Source organism: Pseudomonas fluorescens (assembly GCF_002837185.1).
Classification (GTDB): Bacteria; Pseudomonadota; Gammaproteobacteria; order Pseudomonadales; family Pseudomonadaceae; genus Aquipseudomonas; species Aquipseudomonas fluorescens_AM.
Genome location: NZ_KZ478001.1, coordinates 69,710 through 85,336, shown reverse-complemented (window position 1 = coordinate 85,336; position 15,627 = coordinate 69,710). Strand labels below are relative to the sequence as shown.

Sequence of the window (15,627 nt, the reverse complement as noted above, 5' to 3'; positions counted from 1 at the left end):
TCCCCTCGCTCACCCGACTCGGTGGCCAAGGTCGTACCCGATCATGAAAAGGCCCATTTCAAGTTTACGAAGAGGATTCCCGACCCCCTCATGGAAGCGGCTCGCGCGCGCCGATGGATGAGCCAAGGCTTCGCTGAGCACCCAGCTTGCCCGCATATTCCAGAGTGCGTGGTGATGACCTCGTCGCAGCAGGGGAAATTTAAAGTCACATTCCAAACTCGGATCACGGTTCTTAGGCGCAACAGTGTTTTGAGCCTCCTTTGCCGGCGCCCAAGGGAAACGAAGCCCGTCAGGGAGAGAGGTAAGTTTTCTGTCACAGCAGTATTTCATGACGAGCCAGCCCATAGCAGCAGCGACTCGGCTGTCGTAGATGATGAAATTCTCGCAGATCAGCGAATAGACCTTAGTCATGCCCGCATTGAAGCGCAGATCGCTAACGAATTTAGGGCTATCCAGATCTCCATGTCGCAGAACCTCTGCAACCTGCTCGATCATCGCTGCCAAACCCACTCGATTCTCTTCAAGCCAGCGGTTGTTCTTAGCAGAAACGCCACCCCAAGACATGGTGGCCTGGGTTCCCCGCAGCATCGAGACGTCGCATGCAGCCGCGCTGAGGTCAGCGGCTAGAGCATCAAGGGCTTTGGCGTTGCTATTACCACAACTGCCCGCGCTGACATTGAGATGGGCCACCCCTGGGTGATTCCATTGGTACTGCTCAAAAGCATCATGAAGATTTGAGAACTGCCAGATCTTGCTGGTCTGCCGGTTGGTATAATGATGCTCCAAAGGCTTGTTAGACCCCAACTGCTCAGCAAGCCATTCAATGAAAGCATTGACCTCAGCACGATCTTTGTAAGCGGGGTACTTCCGGTGCGAAACCTTAATCTTCATGGGATGCTCCATTGAGTTCGATGGGTTTTCTTGCTGGCAAAGTGATACTGACTCACAATAAGGACAGATTTTGTCTGTGAGTTCGCTATGGTTAAGAAAATTTCCAAGGAAGATAGACGCAAGGCACTCTTAGGTATGCTGCTGCGGGAGCGTCGCTCCCTGCTTACTGAGGAGCTGCACGCTCAGCTGACACATTGGATTGAACAGGTTCCCCACCTTAAAACCACATTGCGAGACCTGCAGATCCTTGCTTCGGAGGGACTGATCGCCGGTGAGAAGCCAGTAGGTCAAAAATCCTACCGGTGGAAACTGCGAAAAGCTCGCTTAGATCTCGTACTGACACCCGCTGAATCGATGACGTTGGTAGCCATTCTGCAGCATGCCGAGCGCTTCGGGTTCAAAGTGGTAACCGACCAGCTCGTGGAGCTTCAAGATTACGCGCTAGGGGTAATAAGCCGAAACTCAAAACACGACCTGATCGGCCAGGGCAGAATCACTACGGGCACTCGCTTCATCACCCTACTGCCTGGCGCTTACGATCCGGCGCACCTTGAGCTCATCCAAGCGGCCATGCTCGACGGTCAGACGTTAGAGGTCGTCTATAAGCCACGCGATGTTGGTGATCTCGAATGCACATATATTTTGAGGCCTCTAGCGATCTCCTTCCAAGACTCCAATGTCTATCTGTCGGCCTACGTCGAATCTGAGCAGTGGCCTGACGGTAAGATGCCGAAGCGGGATGCCCTGCGCGGGAAGTACAGCAGCAATGGGCCCGGCAAGCAGTGCGTGCTCATGCTTCATAGGATGGTTAACATCAAGACCTATTGGCAAGATACCCCTGAGCCAGAGGGATACAGCGTCGGCGCATTCGTAGTGCAGAGAGATCTAAATACCATTCATGAGGAAGCTCCTGTTGAGCTGAGGCTGCGTCTTGAAGCGAATCTCCTGAACCGCCTCACTGAAAACCAGCTAAGTGAGACTCAAAAAATCGAACACACCCCTATCGGTACAATCTTGAAATGCTCAATTCAAGATACCCAAGGGCTGAGACTTTTTTTGCTTAGCAATGCAGACGAGATTGAAGTCCTAGAACCGCCTTACCTTCGCGACCACATCAAAAATTCATTGCGCCGGGCTTTGGAAATGTACGCAAGCGACAAGGTGTGATGGTGACTGTAGGTGTTCAGGGCTGGGATGAGACCGACGCGAAGTAAGCGTCCGGCCACCTTACCTTCCTGACCCCAACGCCAAAGGTGATGGTGTCCACCTAATTATAAGTGGACACCATGTCTTGGCGTTGAAGGGCTGGGTAGATGACTTGGCCGGACGCATACGGATTTTTAAGACAAGCCAGAACTCATGCAGCATTTTTTGTATTTTTTCTTAGACCCGCATGGGCAAATGTCATTTCGCCTAACACCTTCAGAAAAATCTGAAACTTTGATCATCCTCTCTGAAACATTGTCCAGAACTTGATGGTTTTTCATAATCTGTTGGGCCATCACCCGCTCATTGCCCGTCATCGGCACCGTCGCATCTATAGCGAAAATCGTCTCAGAGCCACCTGGTCGGCCTCTTGTGTCCGCACCGAAAATCAGAATTTCCTTAGCTTTCTGAAACTTGTACCGAGCAACATGTGCATACAGTTGCATACACGCTGTCCGCTCCTGCCTATACTCATCGTATGAAACATAATCATCATCCCAAGGAAAAAATACGAAAACATACATTCGACCTGGAGTGCTAATGGACGGGACTGTTCGAGCAGAGCGAGCGCCTTCAGGTACGCTGCTAAATTTTTCAAATAAAGCAGACGCTAGAAAGCGGCTGGAATACATATTTTCAGAGGCAAGAACCTGAACCGCATTAGCATGGTCGATGAAAGGGAGGTCGCTAGCCTCTCCAACACACGCATCCGTGATGGCATTGGCAAAACGAGCGATTATCTCGTTCCATAGCTTTGCTTTCTGTTTGTGTCCATGGCGCAGCGCATAGGCTACGGTCTGCCTGTAATGTCGCCACTCGCCTTCCGGAATTTGGAAGCAATGCCCTTGGTGGACAAGAGGAAGCCGCAGATCCCCAAAGCCGTTACCGCCGTCCTCCTGAAGGTAAGACGCGAGCGTTTCCTCTTCACCAGCGCTCAACAAAAAGCGTCGACTGCGAATTGTCTTCTCTTTGGTTTCCAGATAATGAATAAAATCTGGCGGCGTACACAGCTCCTCGAGAAGCAGGTGAATTCCACTCTCGTCGAGCACGTGCACGAAAGTCTTGGCTTGGTCGACATCCCCCACGAAGAAAGGCTTTTCGATCAACACATCTTCAGCGACCTGATACGCATACCCTAACGTTCCACTACTACCAAGCGCTATCGAATCAAAAAAGCTCTTGGCATGGTCGCCAATTCCACGAGTGACTGCGACCAAGTGGATCTTCAAGTCGGGATTGGCCAAATCGTATGGAAAAGGATCTTCAAGCTTGTTGTTGAGAAAGACTCTGTGAGGGTAGTTCCTAATGAAACTCTCAGCGCCGTGCAGCTGTTTGGCCGATTCCTTGACTGCGCCCCGATACCATCGTTTCCAAGCGATATGAACATCCCTATCGTCTTGGAATTTGACATGGCCCTTGTCTGAGAAAAGGATGAGATGGTTGTTGAAGTAAATCGTAAGGTCAGCCAGCTCCTTGCCGTTCCCTACCGAACGAAACAGGCTGGGGTAGCACCAAAGACTGAAAAACTTATTCTGGACAATGGATGAGAGAATGCGCTCGCTCTCATTCACGCTCGGCTCTTTGCGGATGGGCTTCAGCACCTGATCATTCCTTGTGCAGTTGCATTTCTGGAGAAATCGCCAGCAGACGGGCGACTCTGGGTGCTCCGAATGTTGCTGCTCGCGCCACCACTTTCCACCGGTCGATGATGGCACGATCAAGCTCATTGCCGAGCCTTTGCTCGCCTAGAATCCTACCCCAGTCGTCTCCGTTAACCTTAAGGCTCGATGGTGAATTCTTGGAAGTTGTGAATATCCTCCACAAGGTAATCGCCGCTGCGAACCAGCAGGGTATCTGCTGGCAGCTGAGTACGACCGCACTGGAGGCCCCCGAGGCTCCCGCGATAAAGCGTAAATTGACGTCGAGATCGAGATGTGGCTCAGGGCGGAACTATTGAAAATTTGCCTTGCGACTTCTGAGGCGAAGAAACTGGGCACGTCCAAGAATTACATTTTGCTGGGTCGTCGATCCGAACGACGGTACGAGTGACTTCCTTATAGGGCTGAAAAGGTCTGCGATATCTGTCGGGCTACTTCGCGATAACCACCCCGTTCTTAGCGTCGTGCATGCGCCTGTCAAACCATCGGGTGTCTTTACCCTTGATTACCTGGTTTAAAGATCTACATCGTCAAAGATGTCACGTCCTCCCCCCGTTGCAGTGGGCCGAATCAAATCGCTCCGTCCGACTGCTGGTTCCTCATACCGCTCTTGTGAGACCTCACTCACCCAATCGTCAACTCGACGCCGCTGGGTATCGACCACATCCTCGATACCGGGCCATGCCGGAAAGGCCGCGTAAATACCCTCTAGCTCACCAATAAAATCAGAAAAATGGTTATCAGGATCATTTTCGTAGCAATACGATTCCTGCAGGGACTTGCGAACCCTGTCCAGGTCAGGCAGCACATATTTCTGTACATCGCTGTAGAAGTCTTCACGCTCGTGGCTTGTGAAGAACTCATGCATCTCGTTATCGTAGATGTGCCCGAGCTCATCATGATCAAAGACAAAGTCCCGAATCTTGGTGGAAATCGCTTCTCGTGCTGACTCAGATAAAAGCCCTTGCCGTAGCAGGCGGAGAGCTAGATCAGACGACCTCGTGAACAGGTTAATCGCGAAGTCACGAACCAAGCTGGAGTGCAGCTTTCCATCAGTTTTCGAGTAGATGTCCAAGAACACGTCATTTGTCCTGCGCTGCAGAAAAGAATACAGCCTTCCCCGCCTCGTGCGCTCCATGTCACCCTCGCATGCAACGTATTCACAGCACCGGTTCGCGATTTCTGCGAACATACTTGAAGGCAAAATTGTAGCGTTTTGAACCCCTGCGTTGCCGCATGTCACCAGTTCCATCAACCGCTCAATCGGTGTTCCATCCACAAAGATCTGCAGATGTTCAGGACTCTGGGCGAGTATCAACGCAAACGCATCCCCAATCGTAGGATGCTTATATCGCCAGAAACGTCCATCAGCTGTATCTGCCATCTGAAGAAAACTTCCCCGGAGGCTCTCAAGAGCTCGGATACACCCGGCCTGGCTACCGCCCAACCTCTCAATTGTCTGCATCTCGCCGCTAGACAGACTCACCGGACTTTCGATTGCTCCATGCTTCATGTAGAGAAGAGCAAGTGCGGCCTGGCTCTCGTCATCCATTCCCTGCATCGTCTCGACGAGCCATCGCTCCTGCTTCGCGACAAATTCGTCGATATTTTTCTGGTCAATTTTTAGCGCTTTTGTGAATTCAATGCTCCCCAAGCGCCGAGCAGTCTCGGGAGCGAACCGACTGTGAGCTGCCACTGCAGGAAGAAACTCCTTCAAGACCGTCCGAACCCGCTGTGGTTGGTTTCCAAGCTTCACATGGTTGTAGAGGATTTCTGACCTTTCCTGGGAGGTCAGCTCTTTCACGTCGATGACAACCTGGCTCTCTTCCATCAGAGGAAATGCTGTTTTCTTGAGGTCACGTCGTGCGCTGTTGTAAATGTAGTCACGGCTGGTCAGAACTATCCGATGCCCACCTCGGATCATGGTCGTGAGAGCCGGAAGAATCCGGTTCCACTCCATCACCAATTCTGCTTCGTACTGCATGGCCCCGAAGGCGTCATCAACCCATACGAGCTGCGATGCTTCTTCAGTATTCCAGTGATCTCTTATCTGCTCAGGCCTCTCCAGCTTCAATACTAGGCTTTCCCATTTGTCCATAGCACACATGGCCAGGAGTGAGGCAATCGTTGTCTTACCTGCTGCGGGCTCTCCAACCAACAGAACAAAGCCATGCTGCTGAAGGGCTTGAAGCGCTTTGCGATAGGTGCCCGTCACCACGAGCTTTGAAAGGTCGGGAAGCTCCGTCAGCAACGCCTTCGTCTGCTTGTACCGTCTCTCATCCAAGATCTGGCTAAGGTCGCCAAGACCATAGAGTCGGGGCACATTCATGCGCAGATCACTGTTCAGCTGGATCTTCTCGCAAATCCAGGTAGAGCCCAGCAAAAGCACGTGCTTGGCCCCAGCATCCTCAAACGCCAACCGTATTTTGAGATTGCTATCCCCTGTCCAGCTTGCGTTTGTCATAAGGACATAGACATCACACTTTCCTTTGGCGACGAGTCTGCGCACCTTGACAAGCTCACCAGTCACATCAGATAGAGTGAGATTGTGATCACGGCGCGATGTGAACTTGCACTGGATGACGAATTCGCCTGCATACACTTCGTTTGGCTGAGGAGACCACGTTCCCTTGAACCCACCATCGCGGCCTCCGTCATTTCCTTCAAGGAACGTCTCGACTGTTTGACCCAAAACTGTTGAGGCTACTGCCATGCACAGTTGCTGAAAACTATGCCAACCTAAGAGATGAAGGTCGTATTTTGGGGGCGTCATGGGCATTCGATCCTTGCAGCAAAATCTAGAGGTAGGACAGAAAGCCATCATAGCGGAACTGCAATAATGCCGGGGCTGCAGTAGCAGAAACGCACGCGAGATTGATTTGGAGGATATTTGGCTATGAGAAAGGTCAGGCTAATCCGCCATGGAGAAAGCGCTGCCAACGCCGGCGAAGCCAGTACGGATCATGCGAGAATTCCTCTTACAGCGAAGGGGGTTGAACAGGCGTACTCGATGGCCAACTCCTTCGCCGGTGCTCCCGATCTGATCGTTGCGTCTCCCTTCTCTCGGGCTCGGGCAACAGCTATGGCTACCGTAGCGAAGTTCCCGGACGTCCCGTACGAGATCTATCCCATTCATGAATTCACATACCTTGAGCCAACACGATGTGTGAACACGACCGTTGCCGAGAGGCGAAGGTGGGTCGAAGCGTATTGGTCTAGATCGGATCCTGCGTTTGTGGACGGTGCCGTTGCGGAGTCTTTCCTAGATTTCATAGCCAGGGCTCAGGCTTTTATGGGTAGGCTTTCGGATCATCCTGCACAAAACATCGCTGTATTTTCACATGGGCAGGTCATCAATGCCGTGGCCTGGCTGATTGAGCGCAAACCGCAGCGGATAGACGACCGAGCTATGGCGGATTGGCGTGAGTACGAAATCCTGAGCCATGTCCCCAACGGTGGCGGTTACACGATGACTAAGCCTGCTGAAGACCCCCATTGGAGAGCGAGCGTTTCAATGCGTGAAGAAAGAGGTGAGACGCGCCCGGAGCGGTGATGCCAAGCACGTTGCAAACGGAGTTGGCATTCATATACTGACAGCGGCTTCGCCAGCTTCTACAAGATGGTACTCAATACCTCTTCTAGACTCTCGCCCTTGCTGCTCTCAAAAATACCGGCCTCACCGAACAGCACCTGGATATTGGCCTCGGCGAAGAACTCGGTTGTTGTGAAGTCGGATGCAGTGCTCGCCGGCAGCACCAGGATCAGCTTGGTATCAGCAGTCCCGAAGCAATGCCGGTAATACGCAAGCTGACCAAACGCGGTGTAAAGCTGTGGCGACATGGAGGCGCTGGTCTTGACCTCAAAGATTACCCTGGCCCTGTCTGTAGCCCTGTCTACCAATGCCAAGTCGACACGATGCTTACCGCCCCATAGCTCAGGATGTCCATCAATAAGCTCATCCAGCTTGCGATGGAGGGCATTGCAGAGCGGGCCATGGAGATACTGGCAGGGGTCGCTGCTTGGGGTATAGGACTTGCTGCCCTCGAACTCTTCCTGCTCCCGCCATTTGGCACCCGATTCATCTTCTTCGTCGAGGGCTTCCTCTGAACCCTCGGCATCCCCCTCCAGTTCCGCCTTCCTCTGTTCCTTGAGTCGTTTTACCTTGAATAGGAACTCGGCTATGTCATTCGCAATGCTGGGGGAGTTTGCTGAAGAGACAGCAATCACATCTGCTGATCGCCCGTCGTCATCAACCTCCATCAGCCAATCCTGAAAGTGCTCAAGCGCTTCTGTACGGGGCACCCGGCCACGGAATGCCGTGAAGGTGCCTCTATGGCAGATTAAGGTTTCGCCGTCAGAGGTAGAAACCAATGCTCCTGAGACCTTGCGGTTGAGGCCATCCGGAATGTTGATCTCCGCATCTGGAGAGAGTTCCCCCCTCATAGTTCAGCTTAAACAGGTGCGCCTGCCGTCCATCCCAAGGCGGTGGAACAGCAAATAGCATCTCACCCAGGTCGGTTTCCAAAGCATAGGTGGGGCAAGGTGCCCGATCCCCGCTTGGAAATGCCCACTCTTTTTCCCCAAGTAGCTCTGCTTGGCCAATGAGCGCCTGCTGGAATGAACGAATGCCCCTGCGAAGCCGGGCGTTCACTGTGATTACTTGCACCACCTTGTACCTCCATATTTCCCTAATAGGCCATCAACACCTTTGCAAAATTCAGCCACGAAAAAGCGCACAATGATAGCACTTCGACATGTGCCGTTTTTCTGGACAGGCTTGGAGGACACTCGTAGCTTGGGAAACATCTTGAAGCACGCTGACACCTCCATCGTGCGGTCAGCTCTCTGCCAAGCTAGAAGAGCTGCTGGAACGGTACGCGGGCACGCCTACGGGAGAGTTGCTCATTCGGCTCTTCGACTCCGCTTCGTAATGAACAAGGGCCTCTGAGAAGAAAAAAAATGCAGATAAAAAACCACGGCACCTCCAGGCGCTCCGCCGATTTCTGTAAGAGACTGACCACGATTGAACAGGTGGACGTCGACGGCGCCGGTACATACGACGAGGTACGTCACAAGCTGGATGATTGCCTGGCTCCTTTCACAGACAACCAGCATCTGACTCAGTTTTATCTCAAAGAGCGAAATCTAGGTTATGACTCAAGCATCTAACTTTCTAAAACAAAAACTGGAAGGCATACATGCCGCACTAATGCAGGCCCATGCAGACTCTACTAAATATGCTCCGAGCATTACCGGAGCCGAGAGAGAAATAATTAACCGATCTCTTCTTTCACTGATTTTGGCCCCTGGCTATCGCGTTGGCACTGGAACAATTTTTGATCAATACGGAAATGATTCAGGTCAGGTTGATATCGTTATTGAGCAACCATTCTCAATCAGCTTCCCGATCAGCAGCGACCAGAACCGACTATTCTTAGCTCCGTCTGTATGTGCCGCATTGGAAATCAAATCCAACCTTGCAACGCAAGGTAAGAAGGCGATGGACAAAGCAGCTTCCATCAAGGAACTGTTCAGAACTTCAGTAAAAGGTGATGACTTCCATTTTCTTGACGAAATTTCAATCCCAACATTTATTATTGGATTTAAAGGCCCTTCTACAGAGGAAGGTATTGAGAATATATATAAATCTTTTTCCAACAAATTAATTCCCAATGGAATATTAAGTATTGACGGCGCAATTTTTTATGGAAGAGCTCCCGGACAAAATGGCTTTACGATTGCCAGAGGCAAGGCCGCATCCCTTTTCGCATTTCTCCAATGTGTTACTGCCACACTGCAGCATGCTGGCAGCAACGAATTTAAGCTAGATGAATTCCAGTCATTGATCGGGAAAACTTGAATACTGAAAAGCTAAACGCTGCTGTCTGCAGATCACTGCTCAGTTTGGCTATAGTTTTAGCACGCTAGGGCAATCACTCAAGGCTAGAAGCAACCAGCCACCTCAAGGGAAATCCTAGAAGGAATCGCATGGACATTGTAACTCTCGAAAACCAAGCCATTACTGAATTCCTCAGCATAGTTAATCGGCAGCAATCGGTACTTGCCCGCATAGAGGATCAAATCACCACGCAGCCGATAAAGCCCATCGAGAACAAATATAGAAGACAAGGCCAGAAGGCCAAAGATAAAAAAGCAAATCGTGGATCATCAAACAATTCACTTGAAATTCAAAGTCGCTCTGAAGATTTACGAGAAGCACGTCTGCATGAAAAAATTGTAGAGTATCCATTTCTGCTACACACCCCTGAACTCTATGCAGGTGAATTACTGCTCAACTCAATAATTGACGAACTCGCACTCCCTAACAAACGCCGAGCTGACTTTGCCTTCATCTCAGGGCAAAACCAAGTAATAAAAATTTCGCTAGTCGAAATTAAACGCGCCTCGGACAAAGTATTCAAAGATAACGCCCAAAAAACTGAATTTTCTAACAAAGCAAAAAAATGGATTTCACAAGTTGAAGAATGGAGAGATAGCTTTGCATCTGAAGATCGAAAAAAATCTCTACTCCTCAGCTTAAAACCTTTATTTAAAAACTACCCAGTCCCACTACTAACACTAGCGGACAATGTAGCTAGAGAAACCCAAATAGAGATAGACTACATACTAATCGCTGGCAATGAAAAAATCGACACCCCGAAACGCCAACATCTAGTTGATAGTCTCTACCTAGAAAATGATATTCTTCTAATGCCTTACCCTGAAATGATTGAACACGTTAAGAGGCACCCGCGCCCCAAACATATGATCTCAATATGGGCAACCGGAGTTCACGTAAAAACATCCTCACCGAGCCTACCTCATTTCGGAGATCTTAACGAAGATCCACTCGGCGTAAAAATGGCTGGCCTTGGGATGAATCACTTCGACACATCAAGAAGGAGGACTTGTTTTCATCCCGAGACCTTACGCGAAATATTCTACCGTTCCGCAGGCGCTTGCGAAATCCCTGGCTGCGGCGTAAGAATTGTATCCAGCGATGGAGTCCAAGGACATCTTACGCCGATTTATAATAATTTTCCGGAGCGATCAACGCTCCCATTTGAAGCTCTTTTGTGGCGAGAGCACACTGCGCTTCTATGCGGTAACCATATAGCTGCATTTAATGAGGGTGAGATCTCTACCTTAGGGAACTGCCATTTCCTTAAGGAAAAGCTGCAGCACAAGTCCCCATATCGTGCCCACCTTGATCATGAGCTAATGGAGTTCATGATAGCATTGACGAATAGAGTCGCAACCAAATTTCTAACCATCGCAAATTGTAGCGAAACAGAAAGCACTCTCTTCGCCAAAGAAATAACACAATGGATAAAATCCATCTCCTCTATGCCCGTGGACATTAGGCAATTCTATCAAGAAATCGTCGTACATTACTTCAAGAACGGGAAACCAACAAGAGGGAAACACACAGAAAGCAAACTACTAAATTCGCTACCGTACTACTATCTAACAAAGGCCAGGTTATTGCGAAAAAACCCAGAAACGCTAGAAATAGAGCCAACAATGCTTGATGAACTTAAAAAAACCAACAATCTTAGTGATATTTACAGAGCGTTCACCTACTACAACATGTTGCACCGTAATGGACATAGCTTCCACTACTAACACTCTCAAATATTGAACGATACTTTTTCCTAAACACTCCAATCGTACAGAAATGGCGGCAACCCCAAAATTTACCTGTAGGTACTGCCACCTCCCGCTGATTGATGTACTGGGCGCCACGGTTTCGGGAGGTGCAAGGAAGCAGGGTATTGGTGGCACCCCATGACCGAGGAAGATAGCTGATGAGACGTGTACGGCTGATTCGGCACGGCCAGAGTGCTGCTAATGCCGGCCAAGCCAGTCGCGATCATGCAAGCATTCCACTCACCCCTTTGGGTCTGGAACAAGCTCGGATGATCGCAGGATCATTTTCCGTGGCACCCGACCTAATCGTCGCATCTCCTTTCGCACGAGCGCAGGCCACCGCCCAGGCAACTGCAGCGACCTTCCCCGGGACAGCTATTGAGACATGGGCTGTCGAAGAGTTTACGTACCTCGCACCTGACCGCTGTGTCGATACAACTGTGGCCCAGAGGAAGAGCTGGGTCGATGCATACTGGCTGAAGTCCGACCCCACCTATCGCGACGGCGCCGGCGCGGAGTCATACCATGATTTTGTTGCTCAAGCCCAGGCATTTTTTGATCGGCTTGAGGAGCATCCAGCCGGTAGTATCGCCGTGTTTTCTCATGGGCAATATTTGAACGCAGTCGCATGGCTGCTGGAGAGGAAGCCTCGAGTTCTGGATGTCCAGGCTATGGCCGATTGGCGTACCTACGAGATCGAAAATCACATTCGAAATGGCGGCGGATACTCCCTATCCAGGAGGGCCGGCGACATTGCTTGGCCCTTGAACATCGAACAGATCTAGAGCCCTCACAGTGACAGGCAATAGGCCTTATGCCGCTTGATTCACAGGGTTTTACTACTCCGACTCTTCGACACCTCATCACCGGGGCCATCGTCTGGCCGAGACCATTTGAATGTCGCAATACACTGTGTCGTTATTTTCTGTCGCACCCATATCCTCGATTAAGAGAGGACGACGTTGCGAATTGGCGACCAACGTTTTGAAAATTTGATTCAAGACAAGACACGCATGCCAAATGAGCTATCACCATGCCACTTTAGTGATAGATACTCCTCTCCCAGAACGAGCTATAAGAAGGACGATGCCAAAGGGTCGCGAAGCTCTCGTGAAGTCTGATCTGATAGGTGAAACAGATTTGCTACACCTATCTCGACACCATTCTTAATAGGGAATATTAATGGTCAACCGAGCAGCCAACGCCACAATCAAAGGTTATTTTTACCAATTCGACTTTGCAATACTTCAGTTATTACTAGCAGCGAATGAGCATGCTATTGTAACGGTTGAGGGTATTGAGGACGTCGACATTGATGATGTTTCCAATGAACAATATACTCAGTGCAAATACTACGCGGCCACGGATTACAACCACTCCGTAATCAAACCCGCCATCGCAGCGATGATTATTCATTTCAAAGAAGTAGGCTCTAATAAAACCCCACTACCAAAGTACAAACTTTATGGGCACTACAACGAAGGCCAAGAGAAACTCCCTGAAAAAAGCAAAATAACCGTAGACTTTGTTAAAACGCATTTTCTAACAACCCAGAAGAAAGATGCCCCCTCCGAACTAATCCACAGTAAGTACAACATCACCGACGCTGAAATACTCCAGTTCGTAACACTATTGGAAATAGACGTATACGCTGCAAGTTATGAAGAGCAATTTGAAAGTATCGCAAAACTATTGCTATCAACCATACCAGGCGCCACAAGGGAGGACGTCGAAAACCTTTTCTATCCAGCATCAATAAATAATATAAGAACTCTCGCAATCGAGAAAAACTTGATTGATCGTCAGACCACAAAAAACCGCTTCATCCATGAAATAAACAACAAGAGTCAGCTATTCAACAGCTGGCTCAGGCACTATCAAGGGGCCAAAAAATATGCAAATTTGGTGCGCGAAAAATACTTTAAGCAAAGCACTGCTACATCTATAGAGAACAAAGCCAGGTTTTTCATTATAAATCTTCCCGCCGGCCATTTAGATACGGCAAATGTACTTGACCTGGTGTTAAAATTTAGCAAAAAATTCTCAAACCGCCCAAGTTCGAGAATTTCAGATACTGAGCGATTCTGCCCCTACATTCATTTAATTAACGCGGATGAACTCGCACTCAGAAACCTAAAATTTTCTCTACGGGCTGCCACCATTCCCTTTTTAGATGGGAATGATTTTAAAGGATCTGGTTTTCATATCGACTCCATCCTTAAAGGCCCAACCTCATATATGGAGACGCGGTTGAAGCTGATCGACGAATTATGTGACTTGGACAGCACTTTAAATTCCTCGCATCGCCGCCCTATTCAGGTATTCGAGTTCTATTACGATACGCCCACCACCGGCTTAAATATTCCGACCGCTGCAACTTACGCTGCAATCAAGGTTGATACTCTAGAAGACATCAAGGAGATGATTAAATGACAGATAAACCGCAAGCAGAGGTCATAGCAGTATACCCAAACAAAGTTCGTATCTGCGTAGATGACCTAGGCAGCTTCACAGAGGGTCATCCTTTATTGCGTGTCGGCTCCTACCTCAGGGTAACAGACCATGAAGATTGCGTTCTTATTGCGATCATTGAAAGCTTTTTGATCGAAGTTGACGATAGAAAAAATCGCCGACATGTGATCGAGGCGCTCCCGCTCGGTGTTATTAAAGATGGGAAATTTATTCGAGGAGGTGATGCGTTAACCATTCCTCCCACTGGCGTTGAACCTGCCACCCTCCAAGACATTAAAAAGATCTTCGAGGACTCCGTACCTGAAAAAAAGAAATTTGAATTCTCATCATTACTAGCCGATCCAGAAATTAGAGTTCCAGTCGACGGAAACAAATTCTTCAACAAGCACATTGCAGTAGTCGGATCAACAGGAGCGGGCAAATCCAACACAGTAGCCAGAATCATTCAGACCTCTACAACTAAAACTCTTTCGGGAACTCAAAACAACTCGCACGCTATAATTTTCGATATTCACTCTGAATACAGAGCGGCCTTCCCTGAAGCCAACCATATCGACATCAACACCTTGAACCTCCCCTACTGGCTACTAAACAGTGATGAACTAGAAGAGGTGTTATTAGATACTGGAGAGCGCGACAACTACAACCAGTCTTCAGTCTTTCGGTACCTAGTCACGGAAAACAAAAAGAAACATAACAAAGCTTACACCAAAATATTTTACGACAGCCCAGTTTTCTTCGATATCCACGAGGTACTGAACGCCCTCTACAACATAAAAAACGAAACAGTAAATTCAAAAAACTCAAATGTCTACATGATTAACGACGGAACCTACGAGCTATTAAAAGAGGGTAAAACAGACCCTACTACTGGATTATTACTAAACGACCAAGAGCGAGTGATAAAATACTTTGAACAAAAGCTGGAATTTCATCCCACAAAGCGTGAAAGCATCACCAACGGCGGGTATGGCGATGGTTCTTTAGATAAGTTTTATACCCGATTCGAGTCTAAGGTCTCTCAGGAGAGATTGGGATTTCTCTTCGGCTCCCGCGCCAAAGAAAGTTCCCTTGAAAACACTCTCCGAAATCTCATAGGCTATCTACCAAACGAGGCTTCCAACGTTACAGTCCTTGATCTTAGCGGCATTCCGTTCGAGGTTTTGAGCATCACTGTATCTCTAATTTCTCGCCTAATATTTGAGCATGGTTACCACTATAAAGTGCTTAGAACCAAGCAAGGTGAGTCGATCAATAATGATGCCCCTATTTTGCTTGTCTACGAAGAGGCTCACAAATATGTACCTACAAGTGAACTCGCAAAATATCGGGCGGCCAAACAGTCGATTGAGCGGATAGCTAAGGAAGGTCGAAAATACGGCGTCACCTTGCTTCTCTCCAGCCAACGCCCATCAGAAATTTCCGAAACCATTTTCTCTCAATGCAACAACTTCGTTGCGATGCGGCTTACCAACCCTAGCGATCAAAATTATGTACGCAGGTTGCTCCCAGATACGCTGGGTAAGCTGATTGAGAAGATGCCAAATCTGGGCGCTGGTGAGGCACTCTTAATCGGCGACTCACTGGTGATGCCGTCGCTTGTGAAAATCGACGTATGCGATCCGGCTCCCTCGTCCGCCGACATCCCGTACTGGGAGCTGTGGAAAGAAGAGTGGAAGGATCTGAGCTTCGACCAAATCACCAATGAATGGCTGAGATAACGCTACCTGTTGGTCGTCGTTCCTTGGGA

The 15,627-nt window shown here is 49.2% G+C and carries 11 protein-coding genes and 1 pseudogene; 8 read left to right on the top strand and 4 right to left on the bottom strand.

Features of this window, described 5'->3' with window-relative positions:
* Positions 1-9: 9 nt before the first annotated feature.
* Positions 10-891, bottom strand: a complete 882-nt coding sequence (locus tag CIB54_RS16960; RefSeq protein WP_101220361.1) for a hypothetical protein — start codon at positions 889-891, stop codon at positions 10-12.
* Between the two features lie 87 nt (positions 892-978).
* Here CIB54_RS16960 and CIB54_RS16955 point away from each other — a divergent pair, with 87 nt between their 5' ends.
* Positions 979-2,058 (top strand): helix-turn-helix transcriptional regulator, encoded by a 1,080-nt coding sequence (locus CIB54_RS16955; RefSeq protein WP_101220360.1) that lies wholly within the window; start codon positions 979-981, stop codon positions 2,056-2,058.
* Positions 2,059-2,231: 173 nt separating this feature from the next.
* On the opposite strand, the gene CIB54_RS16950 is transcribed toward CIB54_RS16955, so the two are convergent.
* Positions 2,232-3,824, bottom strand: a complete 1,593-nt coding sequence (locus CIB54_RS16950) for an SEC-C domain-containing protein (protein ID WP_232790565.1) — start codon at positions 3,822-3,824, stop codon at positions 2,232-2,234.
* A 60-nt stretch (positions 3,825-3,884) separates the two neighbouring features.
* Here CIB54_RS16950 and CIB54_RS16945 point away from each other — a divergent pair.
* Positions 3,885-4,249, top strand: a pseudogene (locus CIB54_RS16945) (inositol monophosphatase family protein); the annotation flags it as partial.
* Between the two features lie 20 nt (positions 4,250-4,269).
* Here the strand turns inward: CIB54_RS16945 and CIB54_RS16940 are convergent.
* Positions 4,270-6,528 (bottom strand): nSTAND3 domain-containing NTPase, encoded by a 2,259-nt coding sequence (locus CIB54_RS16940; protein ID WP_101220358.1) that lies wholly within the window; start codon positions 6,526-6,528, stop codon positions 4,270-4,272.
* Between the two features lie 123 nt (positions 6,529-6,651).
* Between CIB54_RS16940 and CIB54_RS16935 the strand changes: the two genes are divergently transcribed.
* Entirely contained in the window at positions 6,652-7,308 is a 657-nt protein-coding gene (locus tag CIB54_RS16935) for a histidine phosphatase family protein (RefSeq protein WP_101220357.1), read from the top strand.
* 59 nt (positions 7,309-7,367) lie between these two features.
* Here the strand turns inward: CIB54_RS16935 and CIB54_RS16930 are convergent, their stop codons facing one another.
* Positions 7,368-8,198: a hypothetical protein gene (locus CIB54_RS16930; protein WP_232790564.1), complete on the bottom strand. Its 831-nt coding sequence runs from the start codon at positions 8,196-8,198 to the stop codon at positions 7,368-7,370.
* Between the two features lie 709 nt (positions 8,199-8,907).
* On the opposite strand from CIB54_RS16930, the gene CIB54_RS16920 reads away from it, so the two are divergent.
* The 5 genes from CIB54_RS16920 (at position 8,908) to herA (ending at position 15,598) form a co-directional block, all read left to right on the top strand.
* On the top strand, positions 8,908-9,615 hold the full coding sequence (locus CIB54_RS16920) for a DUF6602 domain-containing protein (RefSeq protein WP_157829728.1): 708 nt from the start codon (positions 8,908-8,910) through the stop codon (positions 9,613-9,615).
* Between the two features lie 128 nt (positions 9,616-9,743).
* Positions 9,744-11,381 (top strand): Shedu anti-phage system protein SduA domain-containing protein, encoded by a 1,638-nt coding sequence (locus CIB54_RS16915; protein WP_101220354.1) that lies wholly within the window; start codon positions 9,744-9,746, stop codon positions 11,379-11,381.
* 182 nt (positions 11,382-11,563) lie between these two features.
* On the top strand, positions 11,564-12,190 hold the full coding sequence (locus tag CIB54_RS16910) for a histidine phosphatase family protein (protein WP_101220353.1): 627 nt from the start codon (positions 11,564-11,566) through the stop codon (positions 12,188-12,190).
* Between the two features lie 397 nt (positions 12,191-12,587).
* A complete protein-coding gene (locus CIB54_RS16905; RefSeq protein ID WP_101220352.1) occupies positions 12,588-13,838 on the top strand; it encodes a DUF4297 family anti-phage-associated protein in 1,251 nt (416 codons plus the stop codon).
* A complete protein-coding gene (herA, locus tag CIB54_RS16900) occupies positions 13,835-15,598 on the top strand; it encodes an anti-phage-associated helicase HerA (protein WP_101220351.1) in 1,764 nt (587 codons plus the stop codon). The genes CIB54_RS16905 and herA overlap by 4 nt, the downstream gene beginning before the upstream one ends.
* Positions 15,599-15,627: the final 29 nt, after the last annotated feature.